Raw genomic sequence first — 15,005 nt, forward strand, 5'->3', positions numbered from 1 at the left:
GTGCGTGGGACGGGTTTGCCAGTTCCCTGGCTGTTACCGGCGGCATCAAGGGGATGCGCCAACTGTTTGTTTCTTAAACGACTGATTATACGGGATCAGCGCCCGTGCGCGGCAGCGGCCCTGCCCCGGCCGCGTCGCGTTGGCCATTCGGCCAGGTTTGACCGGGTAGCGGGAGACACGACAAGGTGTGTCGGCCGTCCTATGATGTTCGGCTGACTGCGCCGGCGCGCGGGAATCGCTTAAGATTGCCCCCATTCGCGGCGTCACGCGCGCTGCGTCATCACTCGCAAATTTTGCAGAGGGCCGGTGTACGCGCCAAAGCGCTGAGTCCGATCGACCGCTTTGCATGGGGCCGGACTAAGCGCTAAAGCGCCAAGTCTGCCGACCGCTTTGCATGGGGCCGGACTAAGCGCTAAAGCGCTAAGTCTGCCGACCGCTTTGCATGGGGCCGGACTAAGCGCTAAAGCGCTAAGTCCGGCCGACATTGGAGACATTGAAGAATATGGGCGCTCTTAGTCATATCCGCGTGCTGGATCTCACACGCGTGCTCGCCGGGCCGTGGTGCGCACAGACGCTCGCCGATTTCGGCGCCGACGTCATCAAGATCGAACGCCCCGAAGTCGGCGACGATACGCGCCACTGGGGGCCGCCGTACCTGAAAACGCCGGAAGGCGCCGACACCCGCGAAGCCGCCTATTACCTCGCGGCGAATCGCAACAAGCGCTCGGTCACCGTCGATATCGCCTCGCCCGAAGGCCAGCGGATCATCCGCGAACTGGCCGCGCAAAGCGACGTGGTGCTGGAGAACTACAAGGTCGGGCAGCTGAAGAAGTACGGCCTCGATTACGCGTCGCTCAAGGAAGTGAAGCCCGATCTGATCTACTGTTCGGTAACCGGCTTCGGGCAAACCGGGCCGTATGCGCAGCGCGCCGGTTACGACTTCATCGTGCAAGGCATCGGCGGCTTCATGAGCATTACCGGCGAGCGCGACGGCCAGCCGGGCGGCGGCCCGCAGAAGGCCGGCGTCGCGATCGCCGACCTGATGACCGGTATGTACTCGACCATCGCCGTGCTCACAGCACTCACGCATCGCGACCGGACGGGCGAAGGCCAGTACATCGATATGGCGCTGCTCGACGTGCAGGTGGCCATGCTGGCCAACATGAATTCGAATTACCTGGCGAGCGGCCAGCCACCGGTGCGCTGGGGCAATGCGCATCCGAACATCGTGCCCTACCAGACCTTCCAGACCAGCGACGGCTGGATCATCGTCGCGGTCGGCAACGACGGCCAATTCCGCAAGTTCGTCGAGGCGGGCGGCCGCCCCGAACTCGCGGAAGACGCGCGATTCGCCACCAATCCGGCGCGCGTGCGCCACCGCGACGTACTCGTGCCGATTCTGGCCGACATGGTGCGCCTGCAGGGCAAGCAGCAATGGATCGCCGCGCTGGAAGCGGCGGGTGTGCCGTGCGGGCCGATCAACGATCTGGGCGAGGTGTTCGAAAACGAGCAGGTGGTGGCGCGCGGCATGCGGGTCGATCTGCCACATCCGTCGGGCGGCACGGTCAAACTGGTGCGCAATCCGATCAACATGACCGGCACGCCGCCTGAAGCGCTGGCTCATCCGCCAATGCTCGGCGAACACACCGACAGCATCCTGCGCGACGTGCTCGGCTATGACGAGGCCCAGATTGCCCGGCTGCGGGACCGGTCGGTGATTTGAGGGTGGCTGAGGCGGACGTTTTTTCAGTTACGCCGGCCACAGCGACAGCGCCAGCTCACCCGCCGCCCAGCTACGGCCGCAGCATCAGCGGAAATCAACGGAAACGGAGGTTCAGCGCCGCTCGCCCAATGAAGTCAGCCAGCGCCGCCCCTCGTCCCAATCGCCGAGCCCGCTGTCGGCATTGATGTGGCCACGCGGCCCGATATCGATCCAGCGGCTGCCCCAAGCCTCGGCGCAAGCTTGCGAGAACGGCACGCTGCCGTACGGATCGTCGCTGCTCGCCACCACGATGCTCGCAAACGGCAAGCGCGTCAGCGGCACCGGCGCGAAGCCGTGGGCGTCCCGTGGAAAATGTGCGCCGGACGGATCGGGCACCGCCACCAGCAGCGCGCCCGCCACCTTCGCAAGCTGCGCGGCGCTTGCATACTGCGACGCCCAGAAGGCGGTGGTCAGGCAGCCAAGGCTGTGCGCGGCGAGCACCACGGGCGAGTCTGCCTCAGCCACCGCGGCGTCGAGCGTGCTGCACCAAGCGTCGCGTTCCACATGGTCCCAGTCCGGCATCTGCACACGCACGAAAGCGGGATCAAGCGCCTCCCAGCGCGTCTGCCAATGCCCCGGGCCGGAATTCTGGTAGCCCGGCAGCACGAGTACGTTTAATTTTTGTCCGCTCATCGCGTTCCCCGCCTCGGTTCGTTATCCACGTTCGTCGTTCAAGTTCGTTGTTCAGGCGCGTTAAAAGTGCGTTCATCAAGTCTGCTTCCACACGGCGTTTCCACAGCCCGCCTCAGCAATCCACTTTACCCACGGTCTGCTTCGCACGACCGCGCAAACCACGCGTCAAGGCATCACGCGCCCCACGCCCGTGCCGCGCGGATCGGCCGCCGGCTCGGGCTTCGTCCCTTCAACGCGAATCATCTGCACATCGCCGTTGAACGACTGCGCTTCCAGCGTGTACCCCTTGGCTTTCAACTGATCGGCCAACTCGCCCGTAATCGGATGATACGGCTCAAAGTAAATCGTCTTCGGCGGCAGCAACTGATGATGGAATCGCATCGCGGCCAACGCGTCGGCCGGCGTCATGCCGAAATCGTACAGGTCGGTCATCACCTGGAAAATCGACGTCAGAATTCGCGAGCCGCCGGGCGTGCCGATCACGAGCGACACCTTGTTGTCCTGCAACAGGATGGTCGGCGTCATCGATGAAAGCGGCCGGCGTCCCGGCACCACCGTATTCAGGTCATTCGCCGTCGCACCCGGCGCGCCGGCTGCAACCGGACTCGTCTCGAAGTCGTCCATCGCGTCGTTGAGCAGGAAGCCGCCGCCGTCCACCACCACGCCGGAACCGAATGACCCGTCCAGCGTATAGGTGTTCGAAACGGCGTTACCCCACTTGTCGACCACCGAGAAATGCGTGGTTTGCGTCTTTTCCGGCAACGAATCGCCGAGACCGCCTTTAACGGGCGTCGCGCCCGGCACCTCGTCGGGTTTCACTTCGTCGGCGCGCTGGGCGAGGTAGGCGTTGTCAGTCAGTTTGTCGACCGGTATCCGGTACGAATCGGGGTCGCCGATATATTGCTGGCGATCGGCGAACACACGATCTTCGATCTGCGCGACCAGATGGATATACGGCGCGGAATTGAGCTCCAGGCCGTCGAACGCCTGCTTCAGGTCGGCTTTCATCTTCAGCATCTGGATCAGCCCGATACCGCCTGAGCTCGGTGGCGGCGCGGTCACGATTTTGTAGCCGTTCCAATCGGCGATAAGCGGTTGGCGCCACACGGCCTTGTACTGGATCAGGTCCTGCTTCGTGACCAGACCGTGGCCGTACATCTGCTGGGCGATCAGATCCGCGGTGCGGCCTTCGTAAAACTCGCGGCCGCCGTCGCTGGCAATGCGCGAGAGGGTCTGCGCCAATTCGGGCTGACGGAGCGTCGCGCCCGCCTTCAGGTTCGAGAAGTAGGCGTCGAAATTGGTCTTGCCGGCGAAATTCTTCGCCGCCGCGTCATGTCGCTGCTGCAAGCCCGGTTCGACCTGGAAGCCGTCGGTGGCGTAGCGGATCGCGGGCGCCAGTACCTGTTTCCACTTCAGCTTGCCGAAGCGCTGCTGCGCTTCCCACATGCCTTCGACGGTGCCCGGCACCGCCACCGCGCGATGGCCGACGACACTCATACCCGGTATGAGCTTGCCTTTGTCGTCGAGGTACATGTCGCGGGTCGCCTGCTGCGGCGCGCGCTCGCGATAGTCGAGAAAATACGGTTTGCCGTCCATGAACACCGTCATGAAGCCGCCGCCGCCGATATTCCCTGCGTCCGGGCGGGTCACGGCCAGCGTGAAGGCGATCGCGACAGCGGCATCCACCGCATTGCCGCCGGCGGCGAAGATCTGCTGCGCGGCGTCGGCGCTGTAGCGATCCGGCACAGCGACTGCCGACGCGTCCAGCACGGCCTTGGGCGGGGGCGTTTTCGCGAGCGCGGGTGCAGGCGCCACGAAGCTGCCCGCGAGCGCGGCGAACACGGTCGTGGCCGTCACGATCCGGGCGAAGGACATAGAGGCGAAAGGCACGCGAGGCGCGTCATGAGGCGAAACGGGCATCCGAGAAACTCCGGGAACTGAGGGCGTCATGTTGCACGAACGGCGCGGGCCGTGCAAAACGACCAAGGAGAGCGAGACCTGACTGGACCGTGTGGCCGGACCACGGCCACGCAGGCAAGCGTTGCGCGGCAAGGCATGAGCGTAGGCTTGCACTACCCCGGAAAAGGTCGCGCGGCGCGCGGGTGGCAAGTGTGCCGCCCGCATCCTAAGTCGCCGGCGCATGCGTCAACAAAACGTTTTACCTCCTGTTACAGCACCTTAAACGCAGCTTGCAGGACCCCGCCTGACCCCAAAAACCAGCCGAAACCGCTCAAACGTTGGCTGCGCGCCGCACTCGCCTGCCGTGAGCGAACGCGTCAGGTAGAATTGACAGATAAGTGGGCGCATTGCGCACCCCCGACCGACATTCACCTTCTCGCATGAATACCGAACGCAACGACGCGCCAGCGGCATCCAATTTCATCCGCAACATCATTGACGAAGACAACCGCACCGGCAAATGGGGCCAGCGCGTCGAAACGCGCTTTCCGCCCGAGCCGAACGGCTATCTGCACATTGGCCACGCCAAAAGCATCTGCCTGAACTTCGGCGTGGCGCGCAACTACGGCGGCGTGTGCCATCTGCGCTTCGACGATACGAATCCGGAAAAGGAAAGCGTCGAGTACGTCGACTCGATCATCGATTCCGTGCGCTGGCTCGGTTTCGAATGGCAAAAAGACGGCAAGGAACAGCTTTACTTCGCCAGCGACTACTACGACAAACTGTACGAATTCGCCGAACTGCTGATCGAGCGCGGCAAGGCGTATGTGGATAGCCAGTCGGCCGAGGAAATGCGCGCGAACCGCGGCTCGGCCTCCGAAGTCGGCACGCCGTCGCGCTTCCGCGAGCGTTCGGTGCAGGAAAACCTCGACCTGTTCCGCCGCATGAAAGCCGGCGAGTTCAAGGAAGGCGAGCACGTGCTGCGCGCGAAGATCGACATGTCGTCGCCGAACTTCAACATGCGCGACCCGGTCATCTACCGTATCCGCTTCGCGCATCACTACCGCACCGGCGACAAATGGTGCGTGTACCCGATGTACGACTACACGCACTGCATCTCGGACGCGCTGGAAAACATCACGCATTCGCTGTGCACGCTCGAGTTCGAAGACCACCGTCCGCTGTACGACTGGATTCTGAACGAGCTGGCCGAGGCCGGAATCTTCACGCGCCCGCTGCCGCAGCAAATCGAGTTTTCGCGCCTGAACCTCACCTACGCGATCACCAGCAAGCGCAAGCTGCTGCAACTCGTAACGGAAGGCCATGTCGACGGTTGGGACGATCCGCGCATGCCGACCATCGTCGGGGTACGCCGGCGCGGCTTCACGCCGGAAGCGATCCAGTTGTTCTGCGAACGAATTGGCGTCACCAAGGTCGATTCGTGGATCGACATGAGCGTGTTCGAAGGCGCATTGCGCGACGATCTGGACGACAAGGCGCCGCGTACCGCTGCCGTGCTCGATCCGCTCAAGCTAATCATCGACAACTTCCCCGAAGGCGTGAGCGAGCCGTGCAACGCGCCCGTCCACCCGCATCATCCGGAAATGGGGGTTCGGGAGTTCCCGATTTCGCGCGAGCTGTGGATCGAACGCGACGACTACAACGAAACGCCGCCGAAGGGCTACTTCCGCCTGTTCCCGGGTAACAAGGTGCGTCTGCGCTACGGCTACGTGATCGAATGCATCGGCGCGGACAAGGACGAGAACGGCAATATCGTCGCGGTCCACTGCAACTATTTCCCGGACAGCAAATCGGGCACCGAAGGCGCGAACAACTACAAGGTCAAGGGCAACATTCACTGGGTCAGCGCGGCAGGCGCGGTCCCGGCCGAAGTGCGCATCTACGACCGGCTGTTCAAGGAACCGCAGCCGGACGCCGGTGGCCGCGACTTCCTCGAAGCGCTGAATCCGGATTCGAAGCGCGTGGTCAACGCCTACCTGGAACCGGGTGCACGCGACGCGCTGCCGGAACAACGCTATCAGTTCGAACGCCATGGCTATTTCGTCGCGGACCGTGTCGATTCGAAACCGGGCAAACCCGTGTTCAATCGCATCGTCAGCTTGCGCGACAGTTGGGGCAAGCCGGCATAAACTGAAGCTGCGACGCGAAGTACATTTGACGTTGCGTATTTGACGTTACGCATTTAACGTTGCTTACCAGACGTTGAACATGGCGTGCATTTCGCAAGCGGGATGCACGCCTTTTCGTTGCATCGACATTCCATCGACATGTGACAGCGCGGCCACCATGCCCGCGCCAGTCCGGGAGGCCCGATGAAAGTTGCAGCCCGCAGCGGGGCAAGAACATGGGGGAGCACGGCAGAAGGCACGCGTCACGCTCATACTGCGCCTGCAGCGCGCATCAATCGCGCCGCGCGCGTCGCGCAAAGCATCCGTTGCACAATCGCCGCGTTGGCCGCATTCAGCGCAATGTCGCTCGCCGGCACCGCTCACGCGGACGAACTCACCGGCACACTGAAGAAAATCCACGACGACGGTGTGGTCGTGCTCGGCGTGCGCGAAGCGTCGATTCCCTTCTCGTACTTCGACGGCAAGCGCACGGTCGGCTATTCGCAAACCATCGCGCTGCAGATCGTCGACGAAATCAAGAAAACGCTCGGCCTGCCGCAACTGAAGGTGCACGAAATTACGGTCACCTCGTCGAACCGCACGCCGATGTTGCTGAACAACCAGATCGATCTGGAATGCGGCTCGACCACGCACACAGTGGAACGCGAAAGCGTCGCCGCCTTCTCGAACAGCTTCTTCCAGTACGCGGTACGCATCATCGCGCGCAAGAGCAGCGGCATTACGGATTTTCCTGACCTCGCCGGCAAGCCCGTGGTGACAACCGCGGGCACCTCCGACGAGCGTCTGCTACGCCGCCTGAATACCGAGAAACATCTGAACATGCGCATCATGAGCGCGCGCGATCATCAGGAAGCCTTCACCGCGCTCAAGGACGACCGGGCGGTGGCCTTCGTGATGGACGAACCGATCCTGTACGGTTTCAAGTCGACCGATCCGCACCCTGACGATTTCGTGGTGACCGGCACGCCGCTCGGCTCCGAGGTTTACGCCTGCATGTTTCGCAAAGGTGACGAGCCGCTCCGAGCGCTGGTGAACGGGGTGATCGCGCGCGGCGAGACTAGCGGCGACGCGGAACGTTTGTACAACCAGTGGTTCACGCAGCCGATTCCTCCGCGCGGCATCAATCTGAATTTTCCGCTGTCGGAACAGAATCGCACACTATTCGCTCATCCGAACGACCGGGCACTCGACTGAACATGCAGGCGACACGCCCGTGCTGCGATCTGCTATAGCGTTCGATGCAGTTCGGTGAGCGAAAGCGTGGTCTCAAAGAGTCTTGTGAGACTGCGGCTCGCATACCGCTCGACTTCGTCCGGCGCAACCCAGCGGTATGCATCCATTTCGGGAATCAGCGTGCCGTCAGAGCGGCGCGGAAACAGCGACGTGCAGGTGCACGCACTGAGATCGAGTTCGCCGGCCGTTGCACGGGCCGCGAACAGATGCAAATCCTTGTCGCGCCGGTAGACGAACAGTCCGAGATCCTTCAGACGCTCGGGTTCGATCACGATACCGGTCTCCTCGACCATCTCGCGCAGCGCTGTGACGTGGGGCGCCTCGCCCTCTTCGCCGTGCCCTTTGGGAATGTCCCAGTGAGAGGTTTCGGTGGCGTGGGCGAGCAGCACCCGCCCTTGCGGATCGAGCAGCACAACGCCACACGAGACGACCCGCGCGCTCATTGACACATTGCGCCGCAAGGACGCGTGGTTTCAGGCAGCGCCGGCAGCAAGCCGACACGCATGGTCATACCCGCCGGCACGCTCAGCGCTTTTTCTGCAATTGCCAGTTAGCGCTACCCTGCTTGCAGAACTGCGGGCGCAGCGTCATTGACTGCCCTTTCGCATTCAGTACGACGCCGACGTCGCGGCAGGTGCGCTCGCCGTCTTTCGCGGTGCTGGCGATGGTGATCGTCGCGTCGATCTTGACGCTGTTGCCGGTGCCTTCGTTGACCCAGCTCACGCTTTCGCCGTCCTGCTTGTCATTCAACGCACCGATGACGGCGCCCTTGATCGAATCGACGTCGCGTTGCTTCATGTAGCTGATCGGCGTGTCGTTCAGAAAACCGAGGTTCGCCGCTTGCGCGCCGATCGCGCCGCCAAGCAGCAGGCCACCGACGGTCAAGTGAAACAGGGCACGGGTTCGCATCGACATGAAGGGTACTCCTCGAAGAAAGGTTTGGCTCTATCGAGCGCGCTCGCGGCGGCTCATGATCTGGACCCCAAAAGCATAGCATGTCGCTCCCGAAATGGCCTTGCGGATGCGGCGGCCCGCTCCGCCCGCTCAGGAACCGACGAGCCGACGGACAGACGGACGGGCACCAGGACTTTTAGGACCAGTCCCATACTTTTTTATGGGACGTCTTTCTAAGATAAGTCTGTCGCGCTACTGCGCTGCTCAAGCTTCAAACCCGCCTTATGGACATCTCACTTGCTCTCGAAACCGTCACCGTCGCGCTCGCGTTCTTCTGCGTCGCGCTGGTGCCGTTCGCCATCGGCCGCGATCCCGGTCTTGCGCGGCGCATCGTGCGAATGGACAAGCTCCCCCTCGCACGGTGGCCGAATCTGCTGACGCGCGCAGGCGTTGCATGCCTTCTGATCTCATTCGCACTACTGCTGGCTGCCTGCTATTGCATCCTTGCCGGCACAGGCATCTAACCGCGCGCACCGCGGCGCGCTCAGTGCCCGACAATCAATTCGCAGCCGCGGTCTTTTCGGGCTTGTTTCCCGGTTTGTTTCCCTGCTTGTCTTCCGGTTTGTACCCATCGGTGAGCGTATTCAGAAACGCCACCACGTCCTTGATTTCAGCCTCGTCGAGTGCCGGCTTGTCACCCGGTTTGCGATCGAACGGCGGCTCGGTATTCAGATTGGCCCAGTAACGCTGCGGCAGGTCGTCGAACTTCTGCACCTTGCCCTTCGAGACCGGATAGAACTTCTCCGGGTTGGTGTCGCGCTGCGCGTAAAAACGCACCACCTGATCGAGGGAATGATAGATGCCGTTGTGGAAAAAACTCTTCTTCAACGCAACATTGCGCAGCGTCGGCGTGCGGAAGATGCCGCAAAACTCAGCACGTCCGCCCAGGTCGGTACGCTCCGGGCCGCATGCGCCGAGGTCGTAGAAATGCGGATCGCGATTCACCGGCAGCGCACGGTTGCGCGGCACGCCGATCGCAATCAGCCCAAAGTCGCTGAACTGGGGCGGCGCGCCGTCCATGCTGCGCTGACTGATGTGGCAACTCGCGCAGTTACCTTTCTTTTCGTCGTTGAACACTTCCAGACCGTGTAGTTCGGCCTTGGTCAACTGTGCCTTGCCCGCCAGATACGCGTCGTACTTGCTGGTGTACGGGTAGAAAATCTCCGGGGTCTGCTCGAAGGTTTCCAGCGCCTGCAGCACGGCGTTGAAGGTGGCTTCGTCACTATCGAAAATATGTTCGCCGAAGGCCGCGCGGAAAGCGCCCGCATATGGCGAGGCCTTTACCGCGGCGGCAACTTTGGCGGGCGAGCTGCCCATTTCGAACGACGACAGCAGCGGAATGCGCGCCTGGTCCGAGCCGCGATCGACCCGGCCGTCCCACGTCAAACCACCGGTCGGCCCGGCATCGACGCTTTCATCGCCTTCGTCGTCCGACTCGTGGTAGTGCTCGGCGAACGCCGGCACCGATTGCAGGTACTTGAGCGTGGGCGCGGCACGCATGCCGGTGCGGTGCATGTCGTTGCCGCCCAGTTGGACCGCCAGCGAATTCGCGGGCGAGAAAGCGTGCTCGGGACTGTGGCACGACGCGCACGCCAGCTTGCCCGAGCCGGACAGCGATGGGTCGAAGAACAACTGCTTGCCCACCGCCGTCATCTTCCGCACGGATTCATAGACTTGCGCGCGAGTCTGGCCGCCTTGCTGCGCGGCCGCTTTCACGGCAGAAGCCGCAAGCAATGCAGACGCTTTAGGCGCAATCTCCACGCTTGCATTGGCGTGCGGATTTGCCCGGGCATTTACTTGACCATTTATTCTTTCATTAACATTACTATTAATTTCATTACTATTACTGCTGGCTGTCGACGAGCCAGCGTCGCACGCTGCAAGGCTCAGGATAACCACCGTGAGCGCCACCGTCAGCTTTGCGAGCCCTGCGCCTGTGCTTGCTGGCACCGCGCCCCGCTGCGCCTGCGGCTGAGCCGCCGTTTCCCGAATCCCCGTGAGACCAAGCCGCATATGAATGGTGTGAATTTGCGATATCGAAGTCGGCAAGCGTATTTCACCTGCATGTCGCCAAAATGACATACAGCCGACGAAAATTTTGAAAAAGAGGCAATTCGTAATTATTTACATCTTTCTGTCAAACTCCTTATTCAAACTTTCTCTCACGGTCAGTCTGTAAGCACGGTGCCTGACCGGTCCCCAACGCGAGAGAGAGAACACACACCCAATGAACAAAAAACTGATCTGCGCGACGCCTATCGCGATCGCAGCAGCGCTAAGCTTGTATGCGTGCGGCGGCGACGATGTCACGGCTCAGCCGGACATCACGTCGATCAAGACGGTCGTGGTGATCTATGCGGAGAACCGCAGCTTCGACAATCTCTACGGCAACTTCCCGGGCGCCAACGGTCTGCAGAATGTAACGGCGGCAAGCGCCATGCAGGTCGACCGCAACGGCACACCGCTCGCCACGTTGCCGCAAGTGTGGAACGGCCTGACACAAACCGGCGTGACGCCGGCGGTGACGCAAGCGATGACCGCCAATCTGCCGAACAGCCCGTTCGCCATCGACGACCCGAACGGCTTCAATACGCCGATCACGGCCACGACGCGCGATCTGTATCACCGCTTCTATGAAAACCAGATGCAGATCAACGGCGGCAAGAACGACAAGTTCGCCGCGTGGGCGGATTCGGGTGGTCTCGTCATGGGTCACTACACGCTCAACGCCGACAAGCTGCCGCTGTGGAAAATCGCCCAGCAATACACGCTGGCCGACAACTTCTTCATGGGCGCGTTCGGCGGCTCGTTCCTGAATCACCAGTGGCTGGTGTGCGCGTGTACGCCGACCTACCCGAACGCGGACAAGAGCCCGGCGGTCAATTCGATCTCCGCGGTCGAAAGCGACGGCGTCACACTGAAGGTAGCGGCCAACTCGCCGGCTTCTGCCTTGACCGGCGCGCCCAAGTACGTGAATTCGGGCAACCTGACGCCTGACTTCTACGCGATCAACACGATGCAGCCGCCGTATCAGCCGAGCGGCAACAAGCCGGCTTCGGGCGGCGACGCGAACCTCGCCGACCCCGGCGCGGCCACCACGCTGCCGGCCCAGACGCAACAGCACATCGGCGATCTGCTGAACAACGCGAAGGTGTCGTGGGCGTGGTACGGCGGCGCATGGGGCGCGGCGGTCTCGGCGGCGCAGAACGGCACGTCAAATGTGATCTACGGCGCGAATCTGACGGCGCCGAACTTCCAGCCGCATCACCAGCCGTTCAACTACTTCGCCGACCTCGCACCGGGCTCGGCCAACCGTTCGCAGCACTTGCTCGACGGTGGTCTCGCAGGCTCCGAGTTCATCAAGGCAATCGACGCGGGCACGCTGCCGCAGGTGTCGTTCTACAAGCCGCAGGGCAACTTGAATGAACACCCGGGCTATACCGACGTTGCATCGGGCGACCAGCACATTGCCGACGTGATCTCGCATCTGCAAAAGAGCCCGCAGTGGAACAACATGCTGGTGGTGGTGACGTATGACGAGAACGGCGGCTTCTGGGATCACGTGGCGCCGCCGAAGGCCGATCGTTGGGGTCCGGGCACGCGCATTCCCGCGCTGATCATTTCGCCGTACGCGAAGAAGGGTTTTGTTGATCACACGCAATACGACACGACGTCGATTCTGCGCTTCATCACGCGCCGTTATTCGCTGCCGACGCTGCCGGGTATCGCCACGCGCGATGCGGCGCTGGTCAGCAACGGCAGCAAGCCGATGGGCGATCTGACGGCGGCGTTGAATATCAAACAGTAGGCGGTTCGCGATTCACAGACACGCAAGGTCGGTAAGCAACAGTCCGCTTGATGATGGGACTTTGACAGGGCAGCTTCGGCTGCCCTTTTTCGTTTTCGTTGCGCGAAGAACAGGACGACGCAACACGGCACACGCGGCGTGTCGTGAGCAGGCGGCGACACAACGCGTTTTCATGAGCGGCGTATGCTTCGACGCAGGACGCGATCATTCGCGCCGATGGTCGCATACAGCCGCTTGCAAGCGCTCGCAACCGCTTGCCCCTTGGCAACGTGTTGTGGATTTGCCCACTCATCCAGGAGTTCGACAGCATGACTGAGAAAACCATCAAGGTCCCCGGGCCCGATCATCCGATTACAGTCGAGCCAGCCCAGGCTCGCGTGGTGGTGACGGTAGCCGGCCGCGTGATCGCCGATACACGCAATGCGCTCGTACTGCGTGAGGCGTCGTATCCGCCGGCGTATTACATTCCGCGCAACGACGTCGAGATGACACTGCTGGAGCGCACCGATCACGCAACCTATTGCCCGTACAAAGGCGATTGCGCGTATTACAGCATTCCGATCGGCGGCGAGCGTACGGTGAACGCGGTCTGGACCTACGAATCGCCCTACGCGCCCGTGAAAGAGATCGCGCAGCATCTGGCGTTCTATCCGAACCGGGTCGATTCGATCGAAGTGCAGCCGGCGGGATGAAGGAAGGATCAGGCGCGCATCGCTGCTGTGAGGCGCGATGCGCGAGGCCTAAGTTTTTGAAGTACGGCAGGAGGGACTCGAACCCCCCACCCTCGGCTTAGAAGGCCGATGCTCTATCCAGCTGAGCTACTGCCGTAATGAAGTGAGGCGACGCTACACGAACGTGTACAACATGCATCGCCCGCAATGGGAACCCGTATCGGGCATTGGAACCCGTGCAATATTGCTGCCACAGGGTCCCTGTCACACACCGAAATTCTAACTGACCGGGCCGCAGACTGTGGAAATCCGCTCCGGCCCAGCGACCCCGAGTGCCGGGACGTCGTAAAACAAACGGGCCCGGCGAGTTAAGCCGGGCCCGGATTATAACCGATCGCTTCTTGCCCGCTAGTAGCCCGCTAGCCGCGCATCAGCACTCAGCAGACAGCCGTACGTCTATCGGGCACGATCAATCGAACGCAGTCAGACCGGCTGCGGATGCAGCATAAACCAGCCGAGGAACACGATCCCCGCGATCACGCAATACACGCCGAACGAAGCCAGACGTCCGCGGCCTTCGAAATAACGCATCAGGAAACGCACGCTGAAATAGGCGGCGATTGCAGTCAGCACGCCGCCGAGCAATGCATCGGCGAGTTGGCCTGGCGCATGAAACAGTTTCGGCAATTCGAGTACGCCGGCCGCGAAGATAATCGGCGTGCCGAGCAGGAACGAGAACTCGGCGGCCTTCTCGGTCGTCAGGCCGGCCGCATTGCCGGCGATCATCGTAAGCCCGCTACGCGAGAAACCCGGAATCAACGCGCCAATCTGAGCGAGGCCGACAAAAAACGCCTGGCGGAAAGTCAGCTTCTCCGGCGCCTGATGTGCGCGCGACCGTTGCAGGCGATCGCCGAACCACAGCAGCACGCCGTTCACGATCAGCGCGATGGCGACGATGCGCAGATCGTGGAAAATCCGCTCAAGACGTTTCTCCAGGATCAACCCAACGAGACCCGCCGGAATCGTGCCGATGATGAGCGCCCACATCATGTGTGCGTTGTCGTTGGGACGGCCGCCGAGCGACGCGAAGAAGCCTCGCACCAACTCGCACCAACGCTTGCGGAAGTACCACAGCAGCGCGAAAGCCGTACCGAGGTGCAACGCGACGAGGAACGGCAGCAATTGCGGCGCATGCTTGTCGATATGCATACCGAACAATGCGGGCACAAGCAGCGTATGGCCGAGGCTGCTGACCGGGAACAGTTCGGTGACGCCTTGCAGCACGCTCAGGAAAATCAGAAACGACAGGTTCACGCGGCGGTCCTTGTAAGGAAAATGTCGGGGAACAGCGCGCCGCAATAGAAAATCGACGGCGCGTCAAAAGCGCACCGATTATGCCTGGCTGCAAAGTCAGCGCCAAGCGTTTGGGTCACATTCAGGGAAATATTGACGCGCTGCGTCACAACTGGAAACCGTTGTTACGCCGCGGAAAAGAAACGGGGCGCCGCCGTCGGCCGCCCAGCCATCGCGAGGGATTCAAAGGGCTGGACGCGCCTGACTCACGCCGGGCTCGTGCCGATAGCCCAGCAGAAAATGAGGCGGGCTACGACCGGATCAACGTTCGAGCTTGTAGAAGAAGTAGACAGTGCTTGCCGCGAACATGCCGAACAGCGTCAAACCCATTGCCATTGCCAGATCCATCACGCCTCCTGAGCCGGTCTCGCCCGATCGTCAATATTACCGGGCAGTCAACGGATTATCGGCAAGGTTGGGGTTTCCAGACCACCCGCAATTTCCCCAGAAGGGTTTCCCCGTAGCGCAAAGCAGCGCAAAATCGTCCCGTCGCGAGTTGCCGGGCAGCGCCGCCCGGACGTTCCCAACCTGCGTTCGGGTCA

Annotated in this window: 12 protein-coding genes and 1 tRNA gene; 6 read left to right on the top strand and 7 right to left on the bottom strand. The window is 62.0% G+C overall.

The features are described 5' to 3' along the window. Positions 1 to 502 precede the first annotated feature (502 nt). On the top strand, positions 503 to 1,723 hold the full coding sequence (locus AC57B6_RS00810) for a CaiB/BaiF CoA transferase family protein (protein ID WP_030101381.1): 1,221 nt from the start codon (positions 503 to 505) through the stop codon (positions 1,721 to 1,723). A 111-nt stretch (positions 1,724 to 1,834) separates the two neighbouring features. Here AC57B6_RS00810 and AC57B6_RS00815 read toward each other — a convergent pair whose 3' ends face one another. Next, a complete protein-coding gene (locus tag AC57B6_RS00815; RefSeq protein WP_106351577.1) occupies positions 1,835 to 2,395 on the bottom strand; it encodes an RBBP9/YdeN family alpha/beta hydrolase in 561 nt (186 codons plus the stop codon). A 165-nt stretch (positions 2,396 to 2,560) separates the two neighbouring features. Next, positions 2,561 to 4,315, bottom strand: coding sequence for a gamma-glutamyltransferase (gene ggt / locus AC57B6_RS00820; RefSeq protein WP_496420561.1), 1,755 nt, complete (start codon positions 4,313 to 4,315; stop codon positions 2,561 to 2,563). Between the two features lie 419 nt (positions 4,316 to 4,734). Between ggt and AC57B6_RS00825 the strand changes: the two genes are divergently transcribed. Beyond that, positions 4,735 to 6,444 carry a glutamine--tRNA ligase/YqeY domain fusion protein gene (locus AC57B6_RS00825; protein ID WP_106351579.1) on the top strand — a complete coding sequence of 570 codons (1,710 nt, stop codon included), beginning with the start codon at positions 4,735 to 4,737 and terminating at the stop codon, positions 6,442 to 6,444. Between the two features lie 339 nt (positions 6,445 to 6,783). Further along, on the top strand, positions 6,784 to 7,638 hold the full coding sequence (locus AC57B6_RS00830) for a transporter substrate-binding domain-containing protein (protein ID WP_096335779.1): 855 nt from the start codon (positions 6,784 to 6,786) through the stop codon (positions 7,636 to 7,638). A 32-nt stretch (positions 7,639 to 7,670) separates the two neighbouring features. On the opposite strand, the gene AC57B6_RS00835 is transcribed toward AC57B6_RS00830, so the two are convergent. Continuing rightward, positions 7,671 to 8,120: an NUDIX hydrolase gene (locus AC57B6_RS00835; RefSeq protein WP_030101376.1), complete on the bottom strand. Its 450-nt coding sequence runs from the start codon at positions 8,118 to 8,120 to the stop codon at positions 7,671 to 7,673. An 82-nt stretch (positions 8,121 to 8,202) separates the two neighbouring features. Then, the gene (locus AC57B6_RS00840; RefSeq protein WP_028199137.1) at positions 8,203 to 8,592 is read right to left on the bottom strand and encodes a hypothetical protein; all 390 of its coding nucleotides are present in this window, start codon (positions 8,590 to 8,592) and stop codon (positions 8,203 to 8,205) included. A 263-nt stretch (positions 8,593 to 8,855) separates the two neighbouring features. Here AC57B6_RS00840 and AC57B6_RS00845 point away from each other — a divergent pair, with 263 nt between their 5' ends. Further along, positions 8,856 to 9,095, top strand: a complete 240-nt coding sequence (locus AC57B6_RS00845) for a hypothetical protein (RefSeq protein WP_046568243.1) — start codon at positions 8,856 to 8,858, stop codon at positions 9,093 to 9,095. A gap of 34 nt (positions 9,096 to 9,129) precedes the next feature. On the opposite strand, the gene AC57B6_RS00850 is transcribed toward AC57B6_RS00845, so the two are convergent. Continuing rightward, the gene (locus tag AC57B6_RS00850; RefSeq protein ID WP_496420589.1) at positions 9,130 to 10,644 is read right to left on the bottom strand and encodes a cytochrome-c peroxidase; all 1,515 of its coding nucleotides are present in this window, start codon (positions 10,642 to 10,644) and stop codon (positions 9,130 to 9,132) included. A 214-nt stretch (positions 10,645 to 10,858) separates the two neighbouring features. On the opposite strand from AC57B6_RS00850, the gene AC57B6_RS00855 reads away from it, so the two are divergent. Continuing rightward, positions 10,859 to 12,439 (top strand): acid phosphatase, encoded by a 1,581-nt coding sequence (locus AC57B6_RS00855; protein ID WP_030101373.1) that lies wholly within the window; start codon positions 10,859 to 10,861, stop codon positions 12,437 to 12,439. 308 nt (positions 12,440 to 12,747) lie between these two features. Further along, positions 12,748 to 13,131 (top strand): DUF427 domain-containing protein, encoded by a 384-nt coding sequence (locus AC57B6_RS00860; protein ID WP_183796589.1) that lies wholly within the window; start codon positions 12,748 to 12,750, stop codon positions 13,129 to 13,131. A 62-nt stretch (positions 13,132 to 13,193) separates the two neighbouring features. On the opposite strand, the gene AC57B6_RS00865 is transcribed toward AC57B6_RS00860, so the two are convergent. Beyond that, a tRNA-Arg gene (locus tag AC57B6_RS00865) sits at positions 13,194 to 13,267 on the bottom strand. 326 nt (positions 13,268 to 13,593) lie between these two features. Then, positions 13,594 to 14,424, bottom strand: a complete 831-nt coding sequence (locus AC57B6_RS00870; RefSeq protein ID WP_496420562.1) for an undecaprenyl-diphosphate phosphatase — start codon at positions 14,422 to 14,424, stop codon at positions 13,594 to 13,596. Positions 14,425 to 15,005: the final 581 nt, after the last annotated feature.

The organism is Paraburkholderia sp. BGA-UO-ETr-F12 (assembly GCF_059567945.1).